The organism is Ruegeria sp. SAZD011, from assembly GCF_059612545.1.
The window spans coordinates 17,510-41,195 of sequence record NZ_JBXWQU010000014.1 but is presented as its reverse complement, the minus strand read 5'-3'; the positions used below and the strand labels follow the sequence as shown (position 1 = coordinate 41,195).

Here is a 23,686-nt window from a genome sequence, read left to right as displayed (position 1 = left end):
GCGGCAACCATGCTGGCCAACGCCAAGACGGCTGCCGAGGTGCTCGAAGCCCGTGAAGCTGCCGGGCTTGCCTACGATGTCGCCAAACGGGCCGCACGTTTGAAAAACGCCAAGTCTGCGCATGATGATCTGATCGCCGCCGCCCATCGCGCGCAGGCCGACGCGCTGGAAATCGAAGCCGCCGCCAAGCGGCGACTGGCCGATGAATATGATGCGGCCCAGGACCGCGGCGAGGTTGCGGGCCGGTCTCGGAGCTGCGTTGGCGCCGACAACGCACCTGCAACCGCCGCCGACCTCGGTCTCCGCCGCGATCAAATCCATGAAGCGCGGCTGATCAGGAACGCAGAGGTTGCTGATCCGGGCATCGTGCGCCGCACGCTCGACGAAAAACTCGAGCGTGGTGAAGAGCCGAGCCGGGCCGCGCTGCGCAAGATGGTGGTCGATGCTGCCATGCGGGGAATGCGCCCTGAGCGCAAACCAAGTCGCCGGAACCCGCTCTATGTCCCGCCGACGCCGCAGCAGGCCGCCTGGCAGCATGTCACCGGTACGTTCCGCGCCTTCGCCGAATGGGCCTCGGACGACACGCTCGCCTTGGCCCGCGAGGGCATGAACGAGGCCCAGGGCAGCCAGTTTCACCATCTCGACATCGCTGCCATCGCGGCGGGGTCGAAAGCTTTCACCAAAATCAAGGAGTGGTTCGATGCTTGACAGCCAGTCAGCAGCCTTTGCCGAACGCGTCTGGGAGGTGGCCTCCCAACTCGGCAACAATGCCCCGAAAATAGCCGACGACATCATGGGCGCGGCCTTCCCGCTGACCTGCGCGCAGGCACGGGCGGAAGGCGCGATGCGCATGCTGCGCACCGGGATCATTTCCGAAGTGAAACGGATCCTGCGCAACCGGTGTGATGGGCTGACCCAGACGGATTTCGCTGACCGCTGCGATGCCTTTGCGCCTCTCGTGAGCGACCTGCGCTCGAAGTCCTACTTCGTCGAAAGCGCGGAGGAATACGTCGTGGTCCCGGACCTGATCGAAGACCCCGATCTGCTCAATGACGCGCGCCAGTTCATGCGCCGCAAGGGCCGCGAATGTCTCGCCGAAGCCGACCGGCTCGATGCGCTATATACCGCTGTCACTGGTACCGCCTGCACTTCCGACGCCAACGGCGAGGTGCAGTCATGACTGGCGCGCTCCCCATCATCACCGCCGATCAGCGCATGGCGGAATCCCGCGGCATCAAGGGCGTGATCTTTGGCCGCTCGGGGATTGGCAAAACCAGCCTTCTCTGGACACTGCGGAACTCCACCACGCTGTTCTTCGACCTCGAAGCCGGTGATCTGGCCATCGAGGGTCTGGCAATCGACGCAATTCGGCCGCGCACCTGGACGGAATGCCGGGACTTCGCGGTGTTCATCGGCGGGCCGAACCCGGCGCTGCGCGACGATCAGGTGTACAGCGCCGCCCATTATGCCGCCGTTTGCAAGAAGTTCGGCGATCCTGCTGCGCTCAACAGATACGACACGGTGTTCATCGACTCGATCACCGTGGCCGGGCGGCTCTGCTTTCAATGGTGCAAGGGCCAGCCCGAGGCGCATTCGGAAAAAACCGGCAAGCCTGACGTGCGCGGGGCCTATGGGCTGCATGGGCGCGAGATGATCGCGTGGCTGACGCATCTGCAGCACACCCGCGGCAAGAACATCTGGTTTGTCGGCATCCTCGACGAGAAGCTTGATGACTTCAATCGCAAGGTCTTCGTCCCCCAGATCGATGGCTCCAAGACCGGTCTCGAACTGCCGGGGATCGTCGATCAGGTCATTACAATGGCCGAGATCAAGGGCGACGGTGATCAGCTGCAACGCGGCTTCGTGTGCCAGACCCTGAACCCCTGGGGCTACCCTGCCAAGGACCGGTCCGGCCGCCTCGATATGATCGAGCCGCCGCACCTTGGCCAGCTGATGGACAAGATCCGCGGCCCGCTTGTGCCCGCCGAGCGCCGCCTGACCTATCAGCCGCCCCAGCTTCCGAGGCCGCCCGCTGCGACGGCGGACACCCCCAACGCTTCCTCCAACTGAAAGGACCCGAGCCATGTCTCTCTGGAACGATTTCAACGACGCGCAGTCGAATGCCAATGTCATCCCGAAGGGCACGCTGGCCAAGGTGCGCCTGACCATCCGTCCGGGCGGATTTGACGATGCCTCCCAGGGCTGGACCGGCGGCTATGCGAAGCGCGGTGGCACCGGGGCGGTGTTCCTCGATGCCGAATACACCGTGCTCGAAGGTCAATATGCCAAGCGCAAGATCTGGTCGATGATCGGGCTCTACAGCCCGAAAGGCCCGGACTGGGCCAACATGGGGCGCAGCCTCATCCGGGGCATCCTGAACTCGTCGCGTGGGCTCTCGGACAAGGACAAATCTCCCGAAGCGCAGGCGGCACGGCGCATCAACGGCTTTGCCGATCTCGATGGTCTGGAATTTGTCGCGCGGATCGATATCGGCACCGACACCAATGGGGACGAGAAGAACGAGATCCGCAATGCGGTGACGCCCGATCACAAGGAATACGCCCGGATCATGGGGGGATCGGCCCCCATGGCCTCCGCCCCCTCCCATGCTCAGCCCCACGTCCAGCCGGGTCATGCCCCCTCGACGCCCAACTATGGCGTGCCCGTGCAACAGGCACAGCCGCATCAGCCGCATCAGCCGCAACACGCGCCGGCGCCCGGATTTACCGGCCGCCCGAGCTGGGCTGAGTGAGGCCAAGCCCCATGCGCTTGCGTCCCCGCCAGAAACTCTTCGTCGAGCGCAGCCTTGCTGCGCTCGCCACCCGAGCCAACACGCTCGGCATCGCCCCGACGGGGGCGGGCAAAACGATCATGCTGTCGGCGGTCACTGGCGAAAGCATCTGCAACAGTGACGCCAAGGCCTGCGTGCTGGCCCATCGCGATGAGCTGACGGCGCAGAACCGTGAGAAGTTCGGCCGGGTGAACCCCGCGATCACAACCTCGGTGCTGGACGCGACGACCAAGTCCTGGGGCGGTCAGGTCACCTTTGCCATGGTGCCGACACTGGCGCGCGAGGGCAATCTCGCCGCCATGCCGAAGCTGGACCTCCTGGTCATCGATGAGGCCCATCACGCGGTGGCCGACAGCTATCGGCGCGTCATCGGCCGGGTGCGCGATATCAATCCCGATGCCCGGATATTCGGGGTGACGGCCACGCCAAACCGGGGCGACAGGAAGGGCCTGCGGGCGGTCTTTGACAATGTCGCGGATCAGGTCAGGCTTGGCGAGTTGATTGCCTCCGGGCACCTGGTGCCGCCGCGCACCTTTGTCATCGACGTGGGCGTGCAGGACAAGCTCAAAGCCGTGCGCAAGACCGTGTCGGATTTCGACATGGCGGAAGTGGCCGAAATCATGGACCGCGCGCCGATCACCGAGGAGGTGATCCGCCACTGGCAAGAAAAGGCGGCAGGCCGCCCGACAGTCGTGTTCTGCTCGACCGTGGCGCATGCAGCCCATGTGGCCGAAGCCTTCAATGCGGCCGGCATCCCCGCTGGCCTGATCCATGGCGATCTGCCCGGAGAGGAACGGCGCAATATCCTTGCCGCCTTCGCCCGCGGCGAAATCCGCGTCATCACCAACGTGGCGGTGCTCACGGAAGGCTGGGACCATCCGCCCACCTCCTGCGTCGTGCTGCTGCGCCCCAGTTCCTACAAATCGACCATGATCCAGATGGTGGGCCGGGGCTTGCGGACCGTCGATCCCACCGAGTTCCCCGGCGTTGTGAAAACCGACTGCATCGTTCTCGACTTCGGTACCTCGAGCCTGACCCATGGCACGCTGGAACAGGATGTCGATCTCGACGGCAGCGCTGGAACCGGCGCCGCCCCGACAAAGACCTGCCCGGGGTGCGACGCCGAAATTCCGCTGGGCTGCCGGGAATGTCCGATCTGCGGCGAAGTGCTAGTCGACGAAGAGGATGAAGCTGAAACCCGCGAGAGCGCACTTGGCGGGGCATTGTCTGGCTTCGTCATGACGGAAATCGACCTCTTGAAGCGCTCGAGCTTCGAATGGGTTGATCTCTTCGGGTCCGAGGATGCGCTGATGGCCACGGGCTTCACGGCCTGGGGTGGCATCTTCTGGATGGAGGGCCTCTGGTATGCAGTTGGTGGTGGCAAAGGTGAGACGCCCCATCTCCTCGGCGTCGGTGAACGCGCCATTTGCCTCGCTCAGGCTGACGACTGGCTGAACACCCACGAGACCGACGAAAGCGCCTTCAAGACGCGCGGCTGGCTGAACCAGCCCGCCACCGAAAAGCAGCTGCAGTACCTCACGCCCGCCGCGCGCAGTGACTTTGGCCTCACCCGCTACAAGGCCTCGGCGCTCATGACCTTCGGGTTCAACAAGCGGGCGATCCGGGAGTTGATCCTGAGTGCGGGCCCCACCGTACGGGAGGCCGCGTGATCCATGTCGCATCATCCACGCCCACAGCCCCGCTGGCTGCTGATTGCGCGGATCGCCTCCGCCTTTGGCATCCGCGGTTTCAGCCCTGCGCGATCTGCCTGCGCCCGGCACAGGGGTTCGGCTTCTTCGGCCCCAACAAGCGGCGCCCACGGGACTACCGCTGGTTCTGCTCCATGCCCTGCCAAGGGTTCTACGCCACACGTTTCAAGAAAGGACGGATCATGATCGGCATGACCGAGGAAGAGCGGCTTGCGATCGCGCTGGTGATGAAGCGCCTCGGCCAGACCATGGAGGGTATCGGCTGGCAGAAGCGTCTTTGCGATCTCTCTGAGACCGATGTGACGGCGCTGATTGAGGAAATTCTCGAGGGTTACGGCGCGGAAATGGCGCGCATCGCCAAATCTCAGGAGGTGCCGTTTTGACCCTCAATTACAACCGCACTCCCAGCTTCGCGGACTGCGTGAACGACGCCGTCGATAATGCGCTGACATCCGAAAACGCTACCCGAACGCCCCGCGACTATCTCGGGGGTTCCCGTCTTGGTCATGCCTGTGAGCGCGCTTTGCAGTTCGAGTTCACGGCGACGCCGAAGGACGACGGCAAGGACTTCTCGGGTAAGTCGCTGCGCATCTTCGCGATCGACCATGCGCTCGAGGACCTCGCTGTGGCCTGGCTTCGCCAGGCGGGGTTCGATCTCTACACCCGCAAGGGCAACCGCCCCGAAGGCTGTCAGTTTGGCTTCTCGGTCGCAGGCGGGCGCATCCGCGGTCATGTCGATGGCATCATCGCCGCCGGGCCTGAGGGGTTCGGTCTCGCCGTTCCCGCGCTCTGGGAATGCAAGACCATGAACGCCAAGAACTGGCGCGCCTGCGTCAAGGACGGTGTGACCAAATCGAAGCCGGTCTACGCCGCCCAGATCGCCGTCTATCAGGCTTACATGGAGGCGCAGGTGCCGGGGATTTCCGCGAACCCGGCGCTCTTCACCGCGATCAACAAGGACACGGCCGAACTGCACCATGAGCAGGTCGCCTTCGACGCCGATCTTGCGCAGCGCATGTCCGACCGGGGCGTGCGGATCCTGCAGGCGACCGACGCGGGCGAGTTGCTGCCACGGGTCGCGGCCAATCCCGACTTCTTCGAATGCCGGTTCTGCTCCTGGGCCGAGCGCTGTTGGAGCCTGCCCACATGACCGACGTCCCAATGGCCCCGCCGCCCGAGACACCCGAGACACCCGAGGATGCCGCAATGACCCACGATCCCGAAGACCGCGCTGAGCTGCCGAAGGAAAACCTGATCCATTTCAACCCATGGCGCGACTTCAACGATGCGGCACCCGTGGAGGATGTGTTCGGCGATGAGCCCGATCCCGAGCAGATCGCCCAATTCATGGAGGTGGTCTTCGGTTATTGCGACGGGCTGATCCCGGTCCGGAGTTTCATCGACAAGGGCCAGGGCATCGATGGGCGCCCCCATAACATCTGGATCGAGGCCAGCGGCGCTGTCTCCGAGAAGATGGCGACCTTTGCCCATTGGGCGTCGCGCGAGGGTGCGGCCGTCTATGTGATCCCCGGCACGGTCGCCGCCGCAGGGCAAGCCAAGGCCGCTGAGGTGCTGCAGATGCAGGCCGTGGTGGTCGATATCGACAATGGCGACATTGCCGCAAAGCGCGCCCATCTCGAGCGCCACCTCGGGCCGCCTACCATGGTGGTGGAAAGCGGTGGCATCACGCCCGAGGGTCAGCGCAAGGCGCATGTCTGGTGGAAACTCACCGAACCCGCCGAGGGCAGCGATATCGCGCGGGTGACGCGCCTGCGGGGTGATATCGCGGCCAAGGTGGGGGGTGACCTGCACTTCCGCTCTGCCCACCAGCCAATCCGGGTGGCGGGCTCGGTCTATTACAAGAACAACCTCAAGACCCAGGTGCAGATCGTCGAATTGCACGCGACCCTCGAACGGGATCTGGGCGAGTTCATCGAGGCCGTCGCCGACATGCCGCCCGCGCCGGGGATCAATCTTGCGCCGGATTTTGCAACGCCGGAGAAGCCGCGTACCGACGACGTGCTGGTCACGCCCGTGCGCGAAGGCGGTCAGGATGACTGGTCGCGGTTCGAGGGCGCTTCGGCTGCCATTGGGTATTTCATTCGCATGGTCCACGACGGTCGCCTCTCGAAGGATGAGGGCTGGGAAGCGATCTGTGGCTACAACGCCGCCATGCTACGCCCCCAATGGCCGGTGGAACGATTGAAGCGCGAGTCCGAGCGGCTCTGGGCCCTCCATGTCGAGAAGCATGGGCCCCCGCTCATCCGCCTCGACAGCGCGGCCCCTGCACCGAACGAGATGCCCACCTTCACGCTGGGCGCGCTCCTGGATGACACCACGCCAATGCCGGCCGACATTATCGCGCCGCGTGTGCTGACGCCTGGTGGGCTCCTGGTGCTGGGCGGTGCGCCAAAGGTGGGCAAGAGTGACCTCCTGATCTCCTGGCTCGTACACATGGCCGCCGGGCAGCCGTTTCTTGGCTTCACGCCACCCCGGCCGCTCAGGGTCTTCTACCTGCAGGCCGAGATCCAGTATCATTACCTGCGCGAACGGATGCAGCAGATTAGCCTGTCGCCGCACCTCCTAGCCGCCGCGCGCGACAATCTCGTGGCCACGCCGAAGCTGAAGATGCTCCTCGACACCGAGGGCAGTATCCGCGTGGCGGAAGCCATCCGGCGCGCCTTCCGCACAGAACCCGTCGACATCATCTGCATCGACCCGATCCGGAACCTCTTTGACGGCGGCCCCGACGGCGGTGGCGAGAACGATAACACCGCCATGATGTTCTTCCTGAAAGATCGGGTTGAGGTTCTGCGCGATCACATCAACCCCGACTGCGGGGTGATCCTCGTTCACCACACCAAGAAACTCTCGAAGCAGCAGGTGAAGGACGACCCGTTTCTGGCCCTCTCGGGCGCCAGCGCGCTGCGCGGGTTCTATACCTCTGGCCTCATCCTGCACCGCCCCGATGAGGACAGTCCGCAGCGCAAGCTGGAGATCGAGCTGCGCAACGGACCGGCGCTGGACCCGAAACTGATCGACAAGGTCAAGGGAGAATGGGTCGAAATCAATCCCATGAACGAGCGGCTTGTGCGGGCGGAACTCGGGGCACGGCACGATGCCGAGCGCGAACGCAAGGGTGAAGTCATCACCGATATTCTGGAGCGTGAAGCGCGCGCAGGCCGCATGTACACGATGACCTTGTTTGCCCAGTCCTTTGAGAACCAGAGCGGCCTCAGCGGCCAGACGAGCATTCGTGATCGGTTGAACGTCCTGACCACCAAAGGTGTGATCAAGTTCGTCAAGGGTGAGGCTGCGTCGGGTCTCCGACGCAACCCAGAAAACGCCGCCGCTGTCCGAACCGGCACGCACCATCCTTGCCCTCGATCTCGGCACCACGACAGGCTGGGCGCTCCGGTCCGCAGACGGTCTCATCACCAGCGGCACGGCGAGCTTCAAGCCCGGTCGCTACGACGGTGGCGGCATGCGCTACCTACGTTTCACTAACTGGCTGACGGAACTGGACCGGCTGTCCGGCCCGATCGCGGCCATCTGGTTCGAGGAGGTCCGCCGCCATGCCGGCACGTATGCGGCCCATGTCTATGGCGGGCTGATGGCCTCGCTGACCTGCTGGGGTGAATTGCGCGGCGTGCCCTACGAAGGCGTTCCCGTTGGCACGATCAAGCGCCACGCGACCGGCAAGGGCAACGCACCCAAACAGGCGATGATCGATGCCGCCCGCACGCGTGGTTACAGCCCGGCCGATGACAACGAGGCTGATGCCATCGCCCTGCTGCTCTGGGCCATCGAGACGCAGGGAGGTGTGGCATGAAGCGCATGAGTTTTGCTCCTCGTGGCTTTGGCGGCACCCGCCGCAGCCCGGATGAGGTCAAACGTGAGGGCTGGAAGGAGCAAGGTGTCCTTGCGGTTTCCGTCGACGATCATCGGCTGACATGGCCCGAGCGTGAGCTGGTTCGACAACTCGGTGAGAAACTTTACGGCCAGGGGCAGAAGGAGAGTCAAAATGGCTGATTGGACAACCGCGATGGTCCAGGACCGGTTGGAGCTGGCGGCTGACGTCTTTTCGCAGTTGCCGGCTGTGAAACCGCAGGGCTACTTCAACGCCTGGCCCGAGTATTTCCACAGCTTCGCCGATCAGGTCGGACAGGAACCGCAGATGCGTCGGCCACGACCGAGCCCGCGCCAGATCACTCAGGCCGAGGAGGCGTTGCTCTGGCTGCGCTGGCTCGAGAAGGATGACGCCCGGATCGTCTGGCTCCGAGCGAACCGAAAGCCCTGGAAGCCGATCTGCTGGGAACTGGGCATCAGCCGCGCGACTGCCAACCGGCGCTGGCAGTATGGCATCGCGGTGATCGTGTGGCGACTGAACGGGAGACGGGTGCCGCAGAAGCGGTCGATGGAGTTCGTGATTAGCGGGGCGCGGTGACTGAACAAGCGCAAAGGATCATGGAGTCAAAGCTCCAAAGGGGGCGGCGCGCCTTGCGGATTGGTCTGCAGGGGGTTGTGATCGGTTTTCATTGGCGCACAGAAAATGCGTGGCGTAGGATGTTTTTTATGAGACATTTTGGACATATCCGTCCGGCCTATACCCGCGCCGAGCGGCTCAGCGATGGCGTTATTCACATCGTCGGGGTCACTCTGGCGCTGATCGCGGTGCCGGTTCTGATCACGCTCACGGTAATCTACCGCTCAGAGTCTGCCGCCGTCCTGGGAGCCTCGATCTATGGGACAACCCTGATCCTGATGCTAACGTTTTCTGCCCTCTACAACATGATCGACAGTGTGAGATGGAACGGCCTGTTGCGGCGTCTGGATCACTCGGCAATCTATCTGAAGATTGCCGGCACTTACACGCCGTTCATGCTCTTGTCGGGTGCGCCAATGACTGGGGTTCTTGCAGGTCTCTGGGGCTCGGCGGCCATTGGCTCATTCCTAAAGATGTTCGCACCCGGGCGATTTCGGTGGTTTGCAATCACTCTCTATCTCGCGATGGGCTGGGCGGTTGTCTTCGTTGGTGGCTCGGTGCTCGCCTCACTTTCAGGGACAGTTCTGGGGCTGATGATTGTCGGCGGGATCGTCTACACGGGTGGCGTTGCCTTCTATCTGTTCGAGCGGCTCCCTTTCCACAACACCATCTGGCATGTGTTCGTGCTGGCAGGCAGCGTGCTCTTTTTCATTGCGGTTGCCCTCTGCATCGCCGGTCTGCCGATCGACGAACTGGCGCCTCTTCGTGACTGACTTGAAGCGACCGATTGCATATGAGGCGAGCCGTTACGGCAGGTATTTTCGCTCATCGCCGGGTTGGTGGGCGCACGTCGTGTCAACCCCAATCTGTCGCGCGAGACATTTTTTTGCGAGACATCGAGAGGGGTTACAGAACCCGACTCTGAGGGCTACAAACTTGGCATACTCGCAAGAAGCGTGTGAGACACGAGGGTGTGATCGAATGAGGGGTTCGAAGAAGGCGAACGGGGAGCAATTGACCACACAAACCGTTCTCCAGACGATTTCGTGAGACAACTAACCCACTGAAATTGAACGGGTCCTTCCTGCCGGGGATTGTATTCGGGCGGGCGAGGCGCGACGCTTTCCCAGTGACGCCCCCGAAAACACCCGTTTCGTTTCGCTTTGCGCTCAAAGCCAACAAAACAAGGGCCTGAAGGCCTGAGAACCCCCGCCTGAACCGAAACGGGGTGTGGACCCCATTTCGCTTTCGGGCATCTCCAAGGACATTCCCATGGACGTCGTCGACCTGCCGCTCGAGCAGATCATTCCCTATGCGCGCAATCCGCGGCGCAACGAGCAGGCCATTGCCACGGTCGCCGCCTCGATCCAGGAATTTGGCTGGCGCCAGCCTATCGTCGTGGACGAGGCGATGGTCGTTCTGGCCGGGCACACCCGACTGGAAGCGGCGCGCAAGCTTGGGTTCAAGACAGCCCCGGTACATGTCGCCAAGGGTCTGACCGAGGCCCAGGCCAGGGCGTTCCGGATCATGGACAACCGCTCGAGCGAGAATGCCGAGTGGGACAAGGACCTCTTGAACCTCGAACTGGTCGACTTGCTGGAGGCGGATTTCGACCTCGGGCTGACCGGCTTCACCGAGGACGAGTTGAACGGGCTGATGTCGAGCCTTGAGGAAGGGACCGGCCCGCAGGAGGGCGAAGACGAGATCCCGGAAACCCCGGAGGATCCCATCAGCCGCCCCGGAGATCTCTGGGTCCTCGGCAACCATCGGCTTCTTTGCGGTGACAGCACGGTCGCCACGGATGTCGAACGGGTGCTGAACGGCGTTTCGCCGCTCCTGATGTGCACAGATCCACCATACGGTGTGGAATATGACCCGTCCTGGCGCAACCAGGCGGGCGCCGCGAAGACCAGGCGCACCGGCAAGGTGCTGAACGATGATCGCGCTGATTGGCGCGAGGCCTGGGCGCTGTTCCCCGGCGATGTCGCCTATGTCTGGCATGGCGCCTTGCACGCAGCGACCGTGGCGGAAAGCCTCGAACTCGCCGGCTTCACCATCCGGTCGCAGATCATCTGGGCCAAGGACCGGTTGGTCCTGAGCCGGGGTGATTATCACTGGCAGCATGAACCGGCGTGGTACGCCGTCCGCAAATCCGGCAAGGGCCATTGGGCAGGCGACCGAAAGCAGACGACGCTCTGGCACATCTCGGGCAAGGACCAGGACGAACAGACCGTTCATGGCACCCAGAAGCCGGTGGAATGCATGCGTCGGCCGATCCTGAACAACTCAAGCCCGGGTCAGGCGGTCTACGAGCCCTTCATGGGTTCGGGCACCACGCTGATCGCAGCCGAAACCACGGGCCGCGTCTGCTACGGCATCGAGCTGAACCCGGCCTATGTCGATGTGGCCGTCCAGCGTTGGCAGAAGTTCACCGGGAAACAGGCCGTGTTGGATGGGGATGGGCGCAACTTCGACGAAATCTCGACCGCTCAGCCGCCTGGTGCGTCAGACGCGGCATAGAAGCGAATGTCGGCAATCGCCACGTCCGCCTCGAACTCCCGGCCAATGGCAACAAGACCCACGCGCCGCAGTCGGCTGAGGTTCAGTGGCCGCTCGGTTCGATGTGGTGCAAAGTTGCCGAACGGCAGGAACACGGTCGTCCATTCGGGGCGGGCATGAAAGCCCTGGCGGTAGGACTCCCACGGGCGGCGGATATCCGACGTCCGAAGATGCAGGTTGTAAGTCTGGTTGTTGCCAAACACATCGAGCCGGATGCCGTCCCAGGCACTCGCATCCACGACACCGCCTGCCTCGCCGAGATCAAGGGCGACCTGGAGAAAGCCGCCATTGTTCTCCAGGCTCACACCGCCGGTCATGCGGATGGCCTCCCGGCCGGCGATGGTTTCCCGGGTCACCGCGCCATTGGAGACCCCGCCCATGACCCGATCGGACACCAGCACCCAGCCATTGCCGGTCACGGCGAGTGGCGGGTCAAAGCGGAGATCGTCGATGATCTCTGGGGCGACGGTCGGGGAAAGCATGTCGTCTTGCATGAATGGGAAATTAGGAATGGCTGACGCCTGCGCAAGTCCCTCGGCGCAGCGACAGTCGCGCCTGATGTCACTGGTTGAGGCCATAGCGAATGTGGTGATCGGCTATGGCATTGCTGTCGTCACGCAAATCCTGATCTTTCCGCACTTCGGTTTGCACACCACCTTGGCACAGAACCTTTCGATGGGCGGGATATTTACGGTCGTCAGCATCGCGAGATCCTTAGCGCTGCGCCGCCTGTTCGAGGCGATCAGGGTATGGACAACAGGGTTCTTGCTGTGGTGAGCGAATTGACAGCTGCACCCAGTGCTTCAGGCATTCCGCGATCCGTATTCGCTCAAGATGCCGACAGAGGCATCAGAGAGGAACATCGTCGTAAGAGCGCGAATAAGCGGATTTTGCACTACCCAGGGCTTGCGCCGTCGAATTGGACATCATTCCGGCAAAGCGGCCTGCCTCTGACAAGTACTGCTCAAAAGCATTCTGAAAATACTCGGATTGCAGCCGAATGAAGTCTTCCGGTTTTTTGCAGGTAAGCAGAGCCTGTTGTGTCTCCAGTGCGTGCTGAAAGCGGGCCGTTGCAAACCGAAAGCTTTCGGTTGTGATGTCATACCAAGTTGTCATGTCGAGTTTGTCTCCATTCCCATCGAACGCGGTCCAAGGGGCGGTGGTAAATGAGGTGACAGTATACAGTTTGCCGACCTCATGATCGGTTTCCTGCCACCTTTCTCACCGAACCTGCTTCGAGCAATCGCGTTCCTCGCGGAATGCTCACGCAGCCTGGTCTGGACCGACATTCTATGTTGCTGGCGTTGATCAGACTTCTTCGGATTCGGCAAGTAGATAGACCCTGCCGCGGCTCTCGACCTTCTCGGAGCTGACGACCGGGCCGAGTCGTTTCTTCAGCATGCAGAAGCCGCCGCACGAGCGGTACATGGTGTCCACTTCAGGGCCGCGGCAATCTCGCTGATGGTCGAGCCGTTTCTCCCTCTTCCGAAAGGCATACGCGCTTTCCACCAAAACCAGGTCGGCCTCCGAAGACGGGCCTACACAAATGACTTCGTCGCTCCTCAGGGGGGAAGAAAAAAGTGCCGGCGCTCGACCGGCCCGGCACTCAGTTGGGGAACGTAATCAACCTTACTTGCAAAACAGTCGAGGAACCACTCACAGTCTCCTCGAGTACTTAGTATCAGGCGTCTTCGCCTCAGAAACCGGCGGTTGCAGACTTCATCCACCAGTGTGGTCCGAGCGCAACGAATACACTCGGCCCCGAGCTTCGATCTTCTCGGAGGTGATGAGCAGCCCGAGCCGTTTCTTCAGCGTCCCGGACATCGCCCCGCGAATTGTATGCGGCGCCCAATCGAGCGCATTTGCGATCTCCTCGATGGTCGCGCCGCCCTCTGCTTGTAGCATCTCGATCAGGGTTTCCTGCTTGGTCCCTTTCCGGCGCTGGCTGGGCGGGGTCAGAGCTTTGGTCTGCGAGGTGTCACTCTGGCCGTCCGCGATCCCGAGCGTGATGTAAGCCAGCGATGTGGCCTGCAATGTGATCGGCCCGCGCTCCTCGTCGTGCCGCCAGACGGAGTCGAGATCGGTGGCCGCGACCTCCTCGATCAGGCCCTGCTTGAGGAGGCTCTTGCAGACATTGCCAACAGCGCCGCCCTTGATATTGGCTGTCACGGGAAAGATGGCGCCGTCATCGCGCGCGCAGGCGGTCGACAGGAGGACTGTCTGGGCTTGGGACAACTGGATCTGTGTCATGTCGGGTCTCCGGCTATCGGGCGACACGGAATGCGCCGCCCACTACCGGTCAAAGCCCGCCAACCGGCGGGCCGACCCGGGGTATTGGTTCGTCACTCGGCGTGTTCGCCCTCGCCGAACAGGAAGTCGGTGATCTGTCCGAGGTCCTCGGCCACGCTGGCGATGGAGCCGACGCTGCCCCAGTTGATGGCGTCCGGGTCGAAGCCGAAGTGGTCATCGCTCAGCGCCTGCAGGCGGGCGAGCATTGCGTCGATCTCGGCCTTTTTTGCGACGAAGGCTGCGAGTGCCGCTTCCCGGTTCCGCCGCGCCTTTTCGGCGTGGAGTTCGTGGCGGGGTGTTGTTTGCGGGTTCAGGCGGGTCATCGGTTTGGCTCCGTCAGGTGTGTCGTTGTCCTGTCACCAGCTTCGCTCTGGCGCGCAGGTGCATCCAGTATAATCGCAGCAATATCATGGCTTTGATCGGAGCGTTGGGATCATCTCATGTCATCGGCGGCCCAACCCATCGGCGTGATCGCGCGGCTCCTCGATCTCTCCGAACGCCGGGTGCAGCAGCTGAGCCGGGAGGGCGTGATCCCGAAGGCCGAGCGCGGGCAATATGACCTGATCGGCTCGGTGCGCGGCTATGTCCGCTACCTGCGGGACCAGGCGCTGAAGGCGCAGGCCGGCGCGCCGGACTATGCGGCCGAGCGGGCCCGCTTCATTCGAGCCCGGGCCGATCTCGCCGAGATGGAGGCGGAAGAAAAGCGCCGGGCGCTGATCGCGGCCGATGAGATCGAGGCGGCCTGGATTGCCGTGCTTGCGCTTCTCAGAACCCGCCTGCTGGCGCTGCCGGACCGGCTGGCGCCGCAGGCTTTTGACCAACCAACCGTCGGAGACACCCGGAACCTGATCCGAACTGCGATCCGCGAGGTGCTCGATGATCTCGCGCAGCCTGACATTGAACTTGAGACCGAGACTGATCTTGATGGGATCGCCGATCCTGAAGCGGACGGTGGAGAAGGCCCTGGCGGTGCTGCGACCACCACCGGATCTGACGATCAGCGCCTGGGCGGATCAGAACAGGCGGCTGAGCTCTGAGGCCAGCGCCGAACCCGGCCAATGGCGCACCAGCCGAGCCGAATACCAGCGCGGCATCATGGAGGCGGTGTCAGACGCGGGCACCGAAACGGTCGTGATCATGTCCAGTTCACAGGTGGGTAAGGCGCTGGCGTTGGATACACCGCTTGCCACACCAACCGGCTGGACAACGATGGGAGAGGTGCAGGTCGGCGACATCCTTTTCGACGAAACCGGCACGCCCTGCCGCGTCACCGCCGCCACGGAGGTGATGCTCAACCGACGCTGTTACCGTGTGCGGTTCTCGGACGGGAGTTCGATCATCGCCGATGCCGACCACCTCTGGGCGGTTGAGTCCGATACCGATGTTCACGCCTGCCACGCGATGGGGGATCTGTTTGATGAACGGCCATCGCATGGTCCTGACGACGAAGGAGATTGCTGAAACAGCGCATTACTTTGGGTCGAAGAAACGAAACCGGTATGCCATCCCAGTGGCGGGTGCGCTGCAGCTTCCCAAGGCCGAGTTGCCCATCCCGCCTTATGCCCTCGGCGTCTGGCTTGGTGACGGGCACAGCTACGGCTCACAAATCACAATGCATCAGGATGATCTGGAAATAGCCGATCATCTGCGCGCTTGTGGAATGGAGGTTGAGGTCAAGTCGAAGGATAAGCGCGTTCCGCATATCCTGACGTTGAAACCGACGCTCCCTTGGCCGGCCCATGTCTGTCGCCGTGGGCATGACACGGATATGCTTGGTCGCCATGGAAACGGCCAATGTGCCGAATGTGGACGTCAGTTTGCGCTGGCTTGGAAAAACGGCTCAACCGTGGATCCTGTGCTCGAGGTGTGGAAACCATTCAGCCTGCGTCTTCGTGAGCTTGGTCTTATCAAGTCGCGGAAAACACCGGCCACCGGGAAGCATATTCCGCCAGCCTATCTGCGTGCGTCGAAAGATCAGAGGTTGACCCTTCTGCAAGGGCTGATGGACACCGACGGTTACATAGCTGAATCCGGCCGCTGTGAGTTCATCACGGTTCATCCGAGTCTGGCCGATGGTTTTGGCGAATTACTGGCCTCTCTCGGCATAAAGTTTTCTGTCGTAGACAAGCAACCGACTGTGGTCATTGATGGCGAACGGCGTTTTGGCAAACCGGCGACGCGGTTCTCGTTCATGATCTATGACGATACGCCGGTCTTCCGGTTGGCACGAAAGCGCGCGCGTCAGGTTGCGCGGCACGGGCGACGGACCTCTGAGACCGAACGTCGCCGCATCGTTGCGGTCGAGCCAGTTGACAGTGTGCCGGTGCGCTGCATTCAGGTCGACAGCCCGAACCGGCTCTATCTGGCCGGTCGAACGATGATCCCGACGCACAACACTGAGATGCTCAACAACGCTGTCGGCTACCATATCGACCAGGACCCGGCACCGATCATGGTGGTGATGCCGACCGAGCGCGATGCAGAGACCTGGTCGAAGGACCGTTTCTCGCCGATGGCGCGGGACACGCCCTGTCTGCAGGACAAGATCGCCAACCCGAAATCCCGCGATGGCAACAACAAGATCCTGCACAAGCGGTTCCCGGGCGGGCATCTGACCATCGTCGGAGCCAATGCGCCCTCGGGTCTGGCAAGCCGGCCGATCCGGTTGCTCCTCTGCGACGAGGTGGACCGCTATCCGTTCAGTGCGGGCGCCGAGGGGGACCCGGTCAACCTCGCGAAGAAACGCACGGTGACCTTCTGGAACCGCAAGATCGTGCTGGTCTCGACGCCGACGAACAAGGGCGCGAGCCGGATCGAGGTGGCCTTTGAGGAAAGCGACCAGCGCCGGTTCTGGGTGCCGTGCCCCGCCTGTGGGGCGGAACAGGTTCTGACCTGGGAGCAGGTCAAATGGGACAAGGCGGAGGATGGCAGCCATCTTCCGGAAACGGCGCGCTACCACTGCGTGGACTGTGGTGCGCCCTGGAAAGATGAGGTACGTTGGTCTGCGATCTCGAAGGGCCGCTGGATTGCGGAAGCCCCGTTTGACGGAACCGCCGGGTTCCATCTGAACGAGATCTATTCGCCCTGGGTGCGGCTCGAGGCCATGGCCAAGGCGTTTCTCTCGGCACGCGCCGGTGGAGACGAGACGATGAAGACCTTCGTCAACACCTCGCTGGGCGAGACATGGATGGAAAGCGGCGAGGCCCCGGACTGGCAACGGCTGCAGGGGCTGAAGGAAGACTGGCGCGCAGGCACGGTGCCAATCGGTGGTCTGTTCCTCACCGCCGGGGCCGATGTGCAGAAGGACCGGATCGAGGTCGATGTCTGGGCCTGGGGCAAGGGCCTGCAGAGCTGGCTCATCGACCACATCGTGATCGAGGGTGGGCCCGGCGATCCGGCCTGCTGGCAGAAACTCTCGGAGCTGCTGGGCCGCACCTGGCAACACGCGAGCGGCACGTCGATGACCATCGCACGGCTGGCGATCGATACGGGCTACGAGACGGCCGCTGTCTATGCCTGGGCGCGCCAGGTTGGCTTTGCGCAGGTTGCGCCGGTCAAGGGCCTCGAAGGCTTCAACCGCGCGAGCCCGGTGACAGGTCCGACCTATGTCGATGCGACCATTGCCGGCAAACGCCTGCGCCGTGGCGCGCGGCTCTGGTCTGTGGCAACATCCACCTTCAAGGCGGAGACATATCGTTTCCTGCGGCTTGAGCCGCCGGAAACCAGCCCGGCGGATGGAGAGCGGTTTCTTCCTGGCGTCATCCATCTGCCGGGCTGGATCGACGCCGAATGGCTGAAACAGCTGACCGCCGAGCAACTGGTCACGGTGAAGACCAAACGCGGCTTCGCGAAACTCGAATGGCAGAAGCTGCGCGAGCGCAACGAGGCGCTCGATTGCCGAGTCTATGCAAGGGCGGCCGCATGGATCCTCGGAGCGGATCGCTGGTCGGACTCCCGGTGGGAGGAACTGGCGGCGCAGTTCGCGGTCAATGATAGCGATCGTCCAGCCAATGCGACGGGTTCACAGCCTGCCCGAAAAGCACAGGTCCGGCGCGTCGCGCGGTCGAGTTACATGGGGTGAGCGCTAGAGGTCAGTGCAGCCGCTTGTTGCGGCTGCGCTCGAAGGCCTTTAGGGACGCCTTTCGCTTCAGCGCGATGGTGCGAAGGTTGGCCGCGATGTGTTCCGCGCCAAAATCCACCGGATTGAACGGACCGCCATACCAGCGGACCATGTCCCGGTGTTGCGGATGGCGGGGCTTGGCCATGGCTTCGACAAAGTCCATGAACCCATTCGGACCGCCAACGTCTTCCGGAGGCGCGGTGCGTTCTCCGTCAACGAAGGTGGGATAGTCGGTGCCGGGAACCGCGTCGGTGACCTCCTCGATCAGGATCCGATGCTGCCAGTCATCGCCGAAATCGTAGGTGTAGAGGAATTCCGCAACCCCGCGATCGACGAGCATGCCGAGGCGCATGCTCCGGGCCTGGTAGATCTTGCGGCCCCAGAGCGCATCCTCGGGATCGGGCTCGCCATAGACACGGTCGCCGATCCGGAAGTCATAGAGATGATAGCTCTCCCAGGGCATGACCGCCTGGATGATCTCGTGCAACGCCCTGAGATTGGTCGTCAGGCTGACCTCGACCCGCCGCCAGATCGTCGGTTCAAGATGCGCGAGCTCGATTCTGATCCTGGCGATTTTCTGGGACATGGCACGACCTGAGCTTGGGTTTGGCGGCAACATAACAAGGTGACGGCCATGGCCACAATCACGGACCTCCGCGCCCGCCGCGACACGCTGACCGCACAACGCTCCTCCGGCGTGGCGCGCGTCAGCTATGACGGCAAGACGGTCGACTATCGCAGCCTGGCCGAGATCGACCGGGCGATCGAGGCGCTCGACCGCGAGATTGCCGCGGCCGAGGGTCGGCGCATGGTGCGCCATGTCCGTGTGACTACGGGGAAAGGGCTCTGATCCCATGGGCCTCTTCGATCGCTTTTGGCGCTGGTCCGCCGGCGGCCCCTCTACCGTGCACGCTCGCCTCGAAGGCGCCATGGCGAAACGACGGCTGCGCGGCTGGAACCCGCCCTTGGAGAACATCAACGCGCTGGTCGCCTCGGGCGGCCCGCGGCTGCTGGCGCGCTCGCGCGAGTTGGTGGTGACCAACGGCTATGCCGCCAACGCCTGTGAGGCCTTTGCCGCGAACCTGGTGGGCGACGGGATCAAGCCCTCCTCGCTGATCGGGGAGGCCGACCTGCGCGACCGGGTGCAGCGGCTGTGGCTCGCCTGGACCGACGAGGCGGATGCGGACGGTCTGACCGACTTCTACGGCCTGCAGGCCATGGTGGCTCGCGAGATGTTCGTGGCCGGTGAATGCTTCGTCCGCCTGCGCCCGCGCCGGGCCGAGGACGGGCTGCTGGTGCCGCTGCAATTGCAACTCCTGCAATCCGAGATGCTGCCCTTCGAGAAAACGGAAACGGCGGCCAATGGCAACCGGATCCGCTGCGGGATCGAGTTCGATGCTACGGGTAAGCGCGTGGCCTATCACTTCCGCCGCCGGCATCCCGGCGACAGCACCGACATGGGCGCGGTCATCCCTGAGACGGTGCGCGTACCGGCCGCGGATGTGCTGCACATCTACCGGCCCATCGACGCGGGCCAGATCCGCGGCCTGCCGCATGTGGCCCCGGCGATGGTGCGGCTCTTCCTGCTCGACCAGTATGACGACGCCGAGCTCGACCGGAAGAAAACGGCTGCGATGTTCGCGGGCTTCATCACCAAGACTGCGCCCGAAGATCCCATGATGGGAGAGAGCGCGGCGGATCTTGATGGGTCGGCCATCGCGAGCCTCGAGCCCGGCACGATGCAGGTGCTGCTACCGGGCGAGGACGTGAAGTTCTCGGCCCCCGCCGATGTCGGCAGCAGCTACGAGGCCTTCCAGTATCGCACCTTGCTGGCGGTCTCGGCCTCGCTGGGTCTGCCCTATCACCTCGTGACCGGTGATGTCCGGCAGGCGAACTACTCAAGCCTCAGAGCCGAGCTCGTCGAGTTCCGCCGCCGCATCGGACAGCTGCAGCACGGGGTCATGGCGCATCAGCTCTGCCGGCCGATCTGGCGGCGCTGGCTGGAAACAGCCGTGTTGTCCGGGGCGATCGACGTGGGCGACACGGCAACCGTACTGCCGGTGCAATGGATCCCGCCGCGCTGGGACTGGGTCGATCCGCTCAAGGACATCCAGGCGCAGGTGCTGGCGATGGAGGCGGGGCTCACCTCCCGGCGCAAGGTGGTCGAGGCCACCGGCTATGACATCGAAGAGGTCGATCGCGAGAATGCCGCGGATGCCGCGCGGGCGGCCGGTCTTGGGCTGCGCTACCGCACAAGCCCGGGCGAGACGCAGGGCGCGCGGGCCACGCCAGTTCGAGAGCCCAATCCAAATTCCAGTGACGGACCGTCCGAAAGTAACCCGGACACCGACATTCAACAGGAGTGATCCCATGAAATCCTGGTACACGATCCGCGCCCGGGCGTCCGGCGCGGAAGTGCTGATCTATGACGAGATCGGCGCCTATGGCGTCACGGCCAAGGGCTTCCTGGCCGAGCTGGGCGCGCTGCCCGAGGGCACGCCGGTCGATCTGCGCCTCAACAGCCCCGGCGGTTCGGTCTTCGATGCGGTCGCCATCTACAACGCGCTGAAGCGCCATGCCGGAGAGATCACCGTCTGGATCGACGGGATCGCGGCTTCGGCCGCAAGCTATATCGCCATGGCCGGCGACCAGATCGTGATGCCGGAAAACGCCTTCCTGATGATCCATGATCCCTCGGGGTTGGTGATGGGCACAGCCGGGGACATGCGCGCCATGGCCGAGGCGCTCGACAAGGTGAAGGGCAGTCTCGTCTCGGGCTACGTGGCCAAGTCCGGCAAGCCCGAGGACGAGATTGCCGTGCTGATGGCCGCCGAGACCTGGCTCGACGCGCAGGAGGCGCTGGACCTGGGCTTCATCGACCGCATCGCCGCGCCCGTGAAACTCGCCGCCGCCTTCGATGTGGCGCGCTTCCGCAATGCGCCGCCGGAACTGGTCGAGGCCGCGGCAGGCCCAATGGAACCCGCCGAGACAGCCGAGACCCCGCCCGAGGGTGTTGCAGACGGAAACACCCAACTGACACCCGCAAGTCCGACGCCCAAGCCCGCAAGCTCCGTTGCAGACGGCAACGCATCTTCCGACGCTGCTGTCGTCCGGGCGGAGGTCATCGCCCATGCCCGCGCCGTAATCGATCTCTGTCGGCTCGCGGGCCAGCCACAGAGGGCGGGGCACTTCCTCGAGGAGGATGCCGGACTCGACGCCGTGCGGGCGGCGCTGCTGGCCGCCAGGGCGCAGACCGACCCCGAGATCTTCCCCGCCCATGCCCAGCCCGGGCCGGGACCATCCGCAAAACCCTGGGGCGATGTGATCGCCCAGACTTTCAAACGCAAAGGACAGTGACACATGCCCATGCTCACCGAGACCACCCATCCCGGCGGCTTTCTCGTCTGGGAGGCCTTCCGCGACTACACAAGGGAAACCATCACCATTGCCGCGGGCACGCTCGAGCCCGGCACCGTGCTCGGAAAGATCACCGCTTCGGGCAAATACGCCGCCCACGACCCGGCCGCCGTCGATGGCACCGAGACCGCAGTCGCCGTGCTCTGGGGCAAGGCGGATGCCAGCGGGGGCGATGTCCCGGCCGTGGCACTCGTCCGAGGCCCCGCCATCGTCAACCGTCACGACCTCGTCTTCGCGGGCACGCCGACCGAACCCGAGATCAACGCCGCGCACACCGCGCTGCTGGCGGCCGGCATTCTCACCCGCTGACCTCACACCCTTCCCCCGAAAGGATCGCACCATGGCCACCATGGACATCTTCGAGGCCGATGCCTTCTCGGTCATCGAGCTTACCCGCGCGCTGGAAAACATCCCGTTCAAGCCCGCACTGCTCTCGGGCTCCGGCCTATTCTCGCCCCGCGGCGTGCGCTCCCGCACCGTTGTGATCGAAAGCCGCGACGGCACGCTGTCGCTGATCCCGTTTTCCGAACGCGGCTCGGCCTATGAGCAACAGGTGCCCGAGCGGCGCAACATGCGCGCCTTCGTCTGCCGCCAGTTCAAGAAGCAGGACGTGCTCTGGGCCTCCGAGATCCAGTCGGTGCGCGACTTCGGCTTGGAATCAGCCACCCAGCAGGTGCAGACCGAGGTGGCCCACCGGCTGCGCCGTCTGCGCCAGGATGCCGAGGCCACCTTCGAATATCACTTCCTGAACGGCATCCAGGGGATCGTGAAGGACCCCAAGGATGGCGCCACGGTGATCGACTATGCCGCCGAGTTCGGGATCACGCCCGTGGCCGAGCTCGACTTCGATCTCGACAACGCGAGCCCGGGATCCGGCGCGCTCAGGAAACGCTGCCAAGCGCTGATCGAGAGCGTCGAGGAATCCTTGGGCGGACTGGCCGCGGGCGCGGTGCAAGTGCGCGCCGAATGTGGCTCGGCCTTCTTCGCCGATCTCGTGGCCCACAAGGAAGTGCGGGAGACCTACCTCAACACCGCCGCCGCGGCCGATCTGCGGGGCCGGGTTGCCGACGAGGTCAGCTTTGGCGGCATCACCTTCCGCCGCTACCGGGGGAGTTCCGCCTTTGGCGTGCCGACCGACAAGGCCTTCTTCTATCCGGAAGGCGTCGAGGGTCTCTTCGAGATCTACCACGCCCCGGCGGATACCTTCGAGACGGTCAACACCCTCGGTCTACCGCTCTATGCGCGCACCATCCCTGACCGGGATCGCGATGAATGGGTGCGGCTCGAGATCGAGTCGAACCCTCTGCCGATCTGCACCCGGCCGCAGGTGCTGCGACAGGCCCGGCGGACCTGATGAGCGCCTTTGCTGCCGCCCTCGATGCGCTCTTCTCGGATGCGCATCTCGCGCGCGATGTTGTCTATACCGCCGAGGGGGGCGCGCCGTCACTGGTCCGCGCCATCCTGCGGCGGCCGGACGACATCACCGCCTTCGGCGAGGCGCGGCTCTGGTCGGAAACCACCCGGCTCGACCTGCGCCTCGCCGAGGTGACAAACCCGCGACCCGGTGATCGCATCGAGATCGATGGCGAGGCCTTCCTCGTCCAGGGCGAGCCCGTTCGGGACCGCGAGCGGCTGATCTGGACCGTGGATTTGCGTCCGATATGAAACTGAAACTCGAGATCGATCCCGACATCGTCGCAATGATGGCGGCAGAGGTGAAAGCGGGCGAAAAGGCCGTCACCGCTGCCATGCGCGAGGCCGGGACCGGACTGAAGACCGCTTGGAGGGGACAGATCACCGGCGCGGGGCTCGGTCGGCGGCTCGCCAACTCGATCCGGAGCCAGACCTTCCCCAAGGCCGGCGAGAGCCTGAACGCCGCGGCGCTGGTCTGGTCGAAAGCCCCGGTCATCGTCGGCGCCCATGACACAGGTCCGCTGATCCGCTCGAAGAACGGGTTCTGGCTGGCGATCCCGCTGCCCGCGGCGGGCAACTCGCTGCGGGGTGGGCGGATCACGCCGGGCGAATGGGAGCGGCGGCGCGGGTTGCGGTTGCGGTTCGTCTATCGGCGTCGGGGCCCGAGCCTGCTCGTCGCCGAAGGACGGCTGAACAGTCGAGGGCTGGGGGTGGCGTCGCGGTCGAAGACCGGCCGCGGGCGCGCGACGGTGCCGATCTTTCTACTGGTGCCGCAGGTCAGGTTGCCGAAGCGGCTGGATCTGGGGCGGGATGCCGAGCGGGCGCTCGACAGTGTGCCGGGGTTGATCGTGGCGAGGTGGGTGGAGGGGAAAATTCGGTGATGGTGGCTCTGCGGACCAAGC

The 23,686-nt window shown here is 63.9% G+C and carries 30 protein-coding genes; 24 read left to right on the top strand and 6 right to left on the bottom strand.

Annotated features, from left to right (window positions below):
* Positions 1-9 precede the first annotated feature (9 nt).
* The 13 genes from AC2FLM_RS03375 (at position 10) to AC2FLM_RS03315 (ending at position 11,506) form a co-directional block, all read left to right on the top strand.
* Positions 10-708, top strand: a complete 699-nt coding sequence (locus AC2FLM_RS03375) for a hypothetical protein (protein ID WP_496855572.1) — start codon at positions 10-12, stop codon at positions 706-708.
* Complete coding sequence (locus tag AC2FLM_RS03370) at positions 701-1,180, top strand: hypothetical protein (protein WP_496855570.1); 480 nt, start codon at positions 701-703, stop codon at positions 1,178-1,180. The genes AC2FLM_RS03375 and AC2FLM_RS03370 overlap by 8 nt, the downstream gene beginning before the upstream one ends.
* Positions 1,177-2,070 carry an ATP-binding protein gene (locus tag AC2FLM_RS03365; RefSeq protein ID WP_496855568.1) on the top strand — a complete coding sequence of 298 codons (894 nt, stop codon included), beginning with the start codon at positions 1,177-1,179 and terminating at the stop codon, positions 2,068-2,070. The genes AC2FLM_RS03370 and AC2FLM_RS03365 overlap by 4 nt, the downstream gene beginning before the upstream one ends.
* Positions 2,071-2,083: 13 nt before the next feature.
* Positions 2,084-2,752: a hypothetical protein gene (locus AC2FLM_RS03360; protein ID WP_496855566.1), complete on the top strand. Its 669-nt coding sequence runs from the start codon at positions 2,084-2,086 to the stop codon at positions 2,750-2,752.
* 11 nt (positions 2,753-2,763) lie between these two features.
* Entirely contained in the window at positions 2,764-4,461 is a 1,698-nt protein-coding gene (locus AC2FLM_RS03355) for a DEAD/DEAH box helicase (RefSeq protein WP_496855564.1), read from the top strand.
* Positions 4,458-4,883 (top strand): DUF6511 domain-containing protein, encoded by a 426-nt coding sequence (locus AC2FLM_RS03350; RefSeq protein WP_496855562.1) that lies wholly within the window; start codon positions 4,458-4,460, stop codon positions 4,881-4,883. The genes AC2FLM_RS03355 and AC2FLM_RS03350 overlap by 4 nt, the downstream gene beginning before the upstream one ends.
* The gene (locus tag AC2FLM_RS03345) at positions 4,880-5,650 is read left to right on the top strand and encodes a PD-(D/E)XK nuclease family protein (RefSeq protein WP_496855560.1); all 771 of its coding nucleotides are present in this window, start codon (positions 4,880-4,882) and stop codon (positions 5,648-5,650) included. Before AC2FLM_RS03350 ends, AC2FLM_RS03345 begins: the two co-directional genes overlap by 4 nt.
* A gap of 56 nt (positions 5,651-5,706) precedes the next feature.
* Positions 5,707-8,007: an AAA family ATPase gene (locus AC2FLM_RS03340; RefSeq protein WP_496855558.1), complete on the top strand. Its 2,301-nt coding sequence runs from the start codon at positions 5,707-5,709 to the stop codon at positions 8,005-8,007.
* Complete coding sequence (locus tag AC2FLM_RS03335; RefSeq protein WP_496855556.1) at positions 7,985-8,332, top strand: hypothetical protein; 348 nt, start codon at positions 7,985-7,987, stop codon at positions 8,330-8,332. Before AC2FLM_RS03340 ends, AC2FLM_RS03335 begins: the two co-directional genes overlap by 23 nt.
* Positions 8,329-8,532 carry a hypothetical protein gene (locus tag AC2FLM_RS03330; protein ID WP_496855554.1) on the top strand — a complete coding sequence of 68 codons (204 nt, stop codon included), beginning with the start codon at positions 8,329-8,331 and terminating at the stop codon, positions 8,530-8,532. The genes AC2FLM_RS03335 and AC2FLM_RS03330 overlap by 4 nt, the downstream gene beginning before the upstream one ends.
* Entirely contained in the window at positions 8,525-8,947 is a 423-nt protein-coding gene (locus tag AC2FLM_RS03325; RefSeq protein ID WP_496855552.1) for a DUF6362 family protein, read from the top strand. Before AC2FLM_RS03330 ends, AC2FLM_RS03325 begins: the two co-directional genes overlap by 8 nt.
* Before the next feature lie 128 nt (positions 8,948-9,075).
* Positions 9,076-9,759: a PAQR family membrane homeostasis protein TrhA gene (trhA, locus tag AC2FLM_RS03320; RefSeq protein WP_496855550.1), complete on the top strand. Its 684-nt coding sequence runs from the start codon at positions 9,076-9,078 to the stop codon at positions 9,757-9,759.
* A 499-nt stretch (positions 9,760-10,258) separates the two neighbouring features.
* The gene (locus AC2FLM_RS03315; protein WP_496855548.1) at positions 10,259-11,506 is read left to right on the top strand and encodes a DNA modification methylase; all 1,248 of its coding nucleotides are present in this window, start codon (positions 10,259-10,261) and stop codon (positions 11,504-11,506) included.
* Here AC2FLM_RS03315 and AC2FLM_RS03310 read toward each other — a convergent pair.
* Positions 11,476-12,027 (bottom strand): CIA30 family protein, encoded by a 552-nt coding sequence (locus AC2FLM_RS03310; protein ID WP_496855546.1) that lies wholly within the window; start codon positions 12,025-12,027, stop codon positions 11,476-11,478. The two genes, AC2FLM_RS03315 and AC2FLM_RS03310, sit on opposite strands and share 31 nt — an antisense overlap.
* A 28-nt stretch (positions 12,028-12,055) precedes the next feature.
* Here AC2FLM_RS03310 and AC2FLM_RS03305 point away from each other — a divergent pair, with 28 nt between their 5' ends.
* A complete protein-coding gene (locus tag AC2FLM_RS03305) occupies positions 12,056-12,322 on the top strand; it encodes a DUF7220 family protein (protein ID WP_496855544.1) in 267 nt (88 codons plus the stop codon).
* 72 nt (positions 12,323-12,394) lie between these two features.
* On the opposite strand, the gene AC2FLM_RS03300 is transcribed toward AC2FLM_RS03305, so the two are convergent.
* The 3 genes from AC2FLM_RS03300 to AC2FLM_RS03290 form a co-directional block, all read right to left on the bottom strand.
* On the bottom strand, positions 12,395-12,661 hold the full coding sequence (locus AC2FLM_RS03300) for a phasin family protein (RefSeq protein ID WP_496855542.1): 267 nt from the start codon (positions 12,659-12,661) through the stop codon (positions 12,395-12,397).
* A 603-nt stretch (positions 12,662-13,264) separates the two neighbouring features.
* A complete protein-coding gene (locus tag AC2FLM_RS03295) occupies positions 13,265-13,795 on the bottom strand; it encodes a DUF3489 domain-containing protein (protein ID WP_496855540.1) in 531 nt (176 codons plus the stop codon).
* Positions 13,796-13,887: 92 nt separating this feature from the next.
* Positions 13,888-14,157, bottom strand: a complete 270-nt coding sequence (locus AC2FLM_RS03290; RefSeq protein ID WP_496855538.1) for a hypothetical protein — start codon at positions 14,155-14,157, stop codon at positions 13,888-13,890.
* A 117-nt stretch (positions 14,158-14,274) separates the two neighbouring features.
* Here AC2FLM_RS03290 and AC2FLM_RS03285 point away from each other — a divergent pair, with 117 nt between their 5' ends.
* Positions 14,275-14,871: a terminase small subunit, Nu1 gene (locus AC2FLM_RS03285; RefSeq protein WP_496855536.1), complete on the top strand. Its 597-nt coding sequence runs from the start codon at positions 14,275-14,277 to the stop codon at positions 14,869-14,871.
* On the opposite strand, the gene AC2FLM_RS03280 is transcribed toward AC2FLM_RS03285, so the two are convergent.
* Positions 14,848-14,973 carry a hypothetical protein gene (locus AC2FLM_RS03280; RefSeq protein WP_496856329.1) on the bottom strand — a complete coding sequence of 42 codons (126 nt, stop codon included), beginning with the start codon at positions 14,971-14,973 and terminating at the stop codon, positions 14,848-14,850. The genes AC2FLM_RS03285 and AC2FLM_RS03280 overlap by 24 nt on opposite strands.
* Between AC2FLM_RS03280 and AC2FLM_RS03275 the strand changes: the two genes are divergently transcribed.
* The gene (locus tag AC2FLM_RS03275) at positions 14,930-15,295 is read left to right on the top strand and encodes a Hint domain-containing protein (RefSeq protein ID WP_496856315.1); all 366 of its coding nucleotides are present in this window, start codon (positions 14,930-14,932) and stop codon (positions 15,293-15,295) included. The genes AC2FLM_RS03280 and AC2FLM_RS03275 overlap by 44 nt on opposite strands.
* Positions 15,252-17,915: a terminase gpA endonuclease subunit gene (locus AC2FLM_RS03270; protein WP_496855534.1), complete on the top strand. Its 2,664-nt coding sequence runs from the start codon at positions 15,252-15,254 to the stop codon at positions 17,913-17,915. The genes AC2FLM_RS03275 and AC2FLM_RS03270 overlap by 44 nt, the downstream gene beginning before the upstream one ends.
* 10 nt (positions 17,916-17,925) lie before the next feature.
* Here AC2FLM_RS03270 and AC2FLM_RS03265 read toward each other — a convergent pair whose 3' ends face one another.
* Positions 17,926-18,540: a plasmid pRiA4b ORF-3 family protein gene (locus AC2FLM_RS03265; RefSeq protein ID WP_496855532.1), complete on the bottom strand. Its 615-nt coding sequence runs from the start codon at positions 18,538-18,540 to the stop codon at positions 17,926-17,928.
* Between the two features lie 48 nt (positions 18,541-18,588).
* On the opposite strand from AC2FLM_RS03265, the gene AC2FLM_RS03260 reads away from it, so the two are divergent.
* The 7 genes from AC2FLM_RS03260 (at position 18,589) to AC2FLM_RS03230 (ending at position 23,665) form a co-directional block, all read left to right on the top strand.
* Positions 18,589-18,804 (top strand): phage head-tail joining protein, encoded by a 216-nt coding sequence (locus tag AC2FLM_RS03260; RefSeq protein WP_496855530.1) that lies wholly within the window; start codon positions 18,589-18,591, stop codon positions 18,802-18,804.
* A 79-nt stretch (positions 18,805-18,883) separates the two neighbouring features.
* Entirely contained in the window at positions 18,884-20,320 is a 1,437-nt protein-coding gene (locus AC2FLM_RS03255) for a phage portal protein (protein WP_496855528.1), read from the top strand.
* 4 nt (positions 20,321-20,324) lie between these two features.
* Entirely contained in the window at positions 20,325-21,311 is a 987-nt protein-coding gene (locus AC2FLM_RS03250; RefSeq protein WP_496855526.1) for a head maturation protease, ClpP-related, read from the top strand.
* 3 nt (positions 21,312-21,314) lie between these two features.
* Complete coding sequence (locus AC2FLM_RS03245; protein WP_234222048.1) at positions 21,315-21,680, top strand: head decoration protein; 366 nt, start codon at positions 21,315-21,317, stop codon at positions 21,678-21,680.
* 31 nt (positions 21,681-21,711) lie between these two features.
* Entirely contained in the window at positions 21,712-22,725 is a 1,014-nt protein-coding gene (locus tag AC2FLM_RS03240; RefSeq protein WP_496855524.1) for a major capsid protein, read from the top strand.
* On the top strand, positions 22,725-23,036 hold the full coding sequence (locus AC2FLM_RS03235) for a head-tail joining protein (protein WP_496855522.1): 312 nt from the start codon (positions 22,725-22,727) through the stop codon (positions 23,034-23,036). The genes AC2FLM_RS03240 and AC2FLM_RS03235 overlap by 1 nt, the downstream gene beginning before the upstream one ends.
* On the top strand, positions 23,033-23,665 hold the full coding sequence (locus tag AC2FLM_RS03230) for a DUF6441 family protein (RefSeq protein ID WP_496855520.1): 633 nt from the start codon (positions 23,033-23,035) through the stop codon (positions 23,663-23,665). Before AC2FLM_RS03235 ends, AC2FLM_RS03230 begins: the two co-directional genes overlap by 4 nt.
* Positions 23,666-23,686 lie beyond the last annotated feature (21 nt).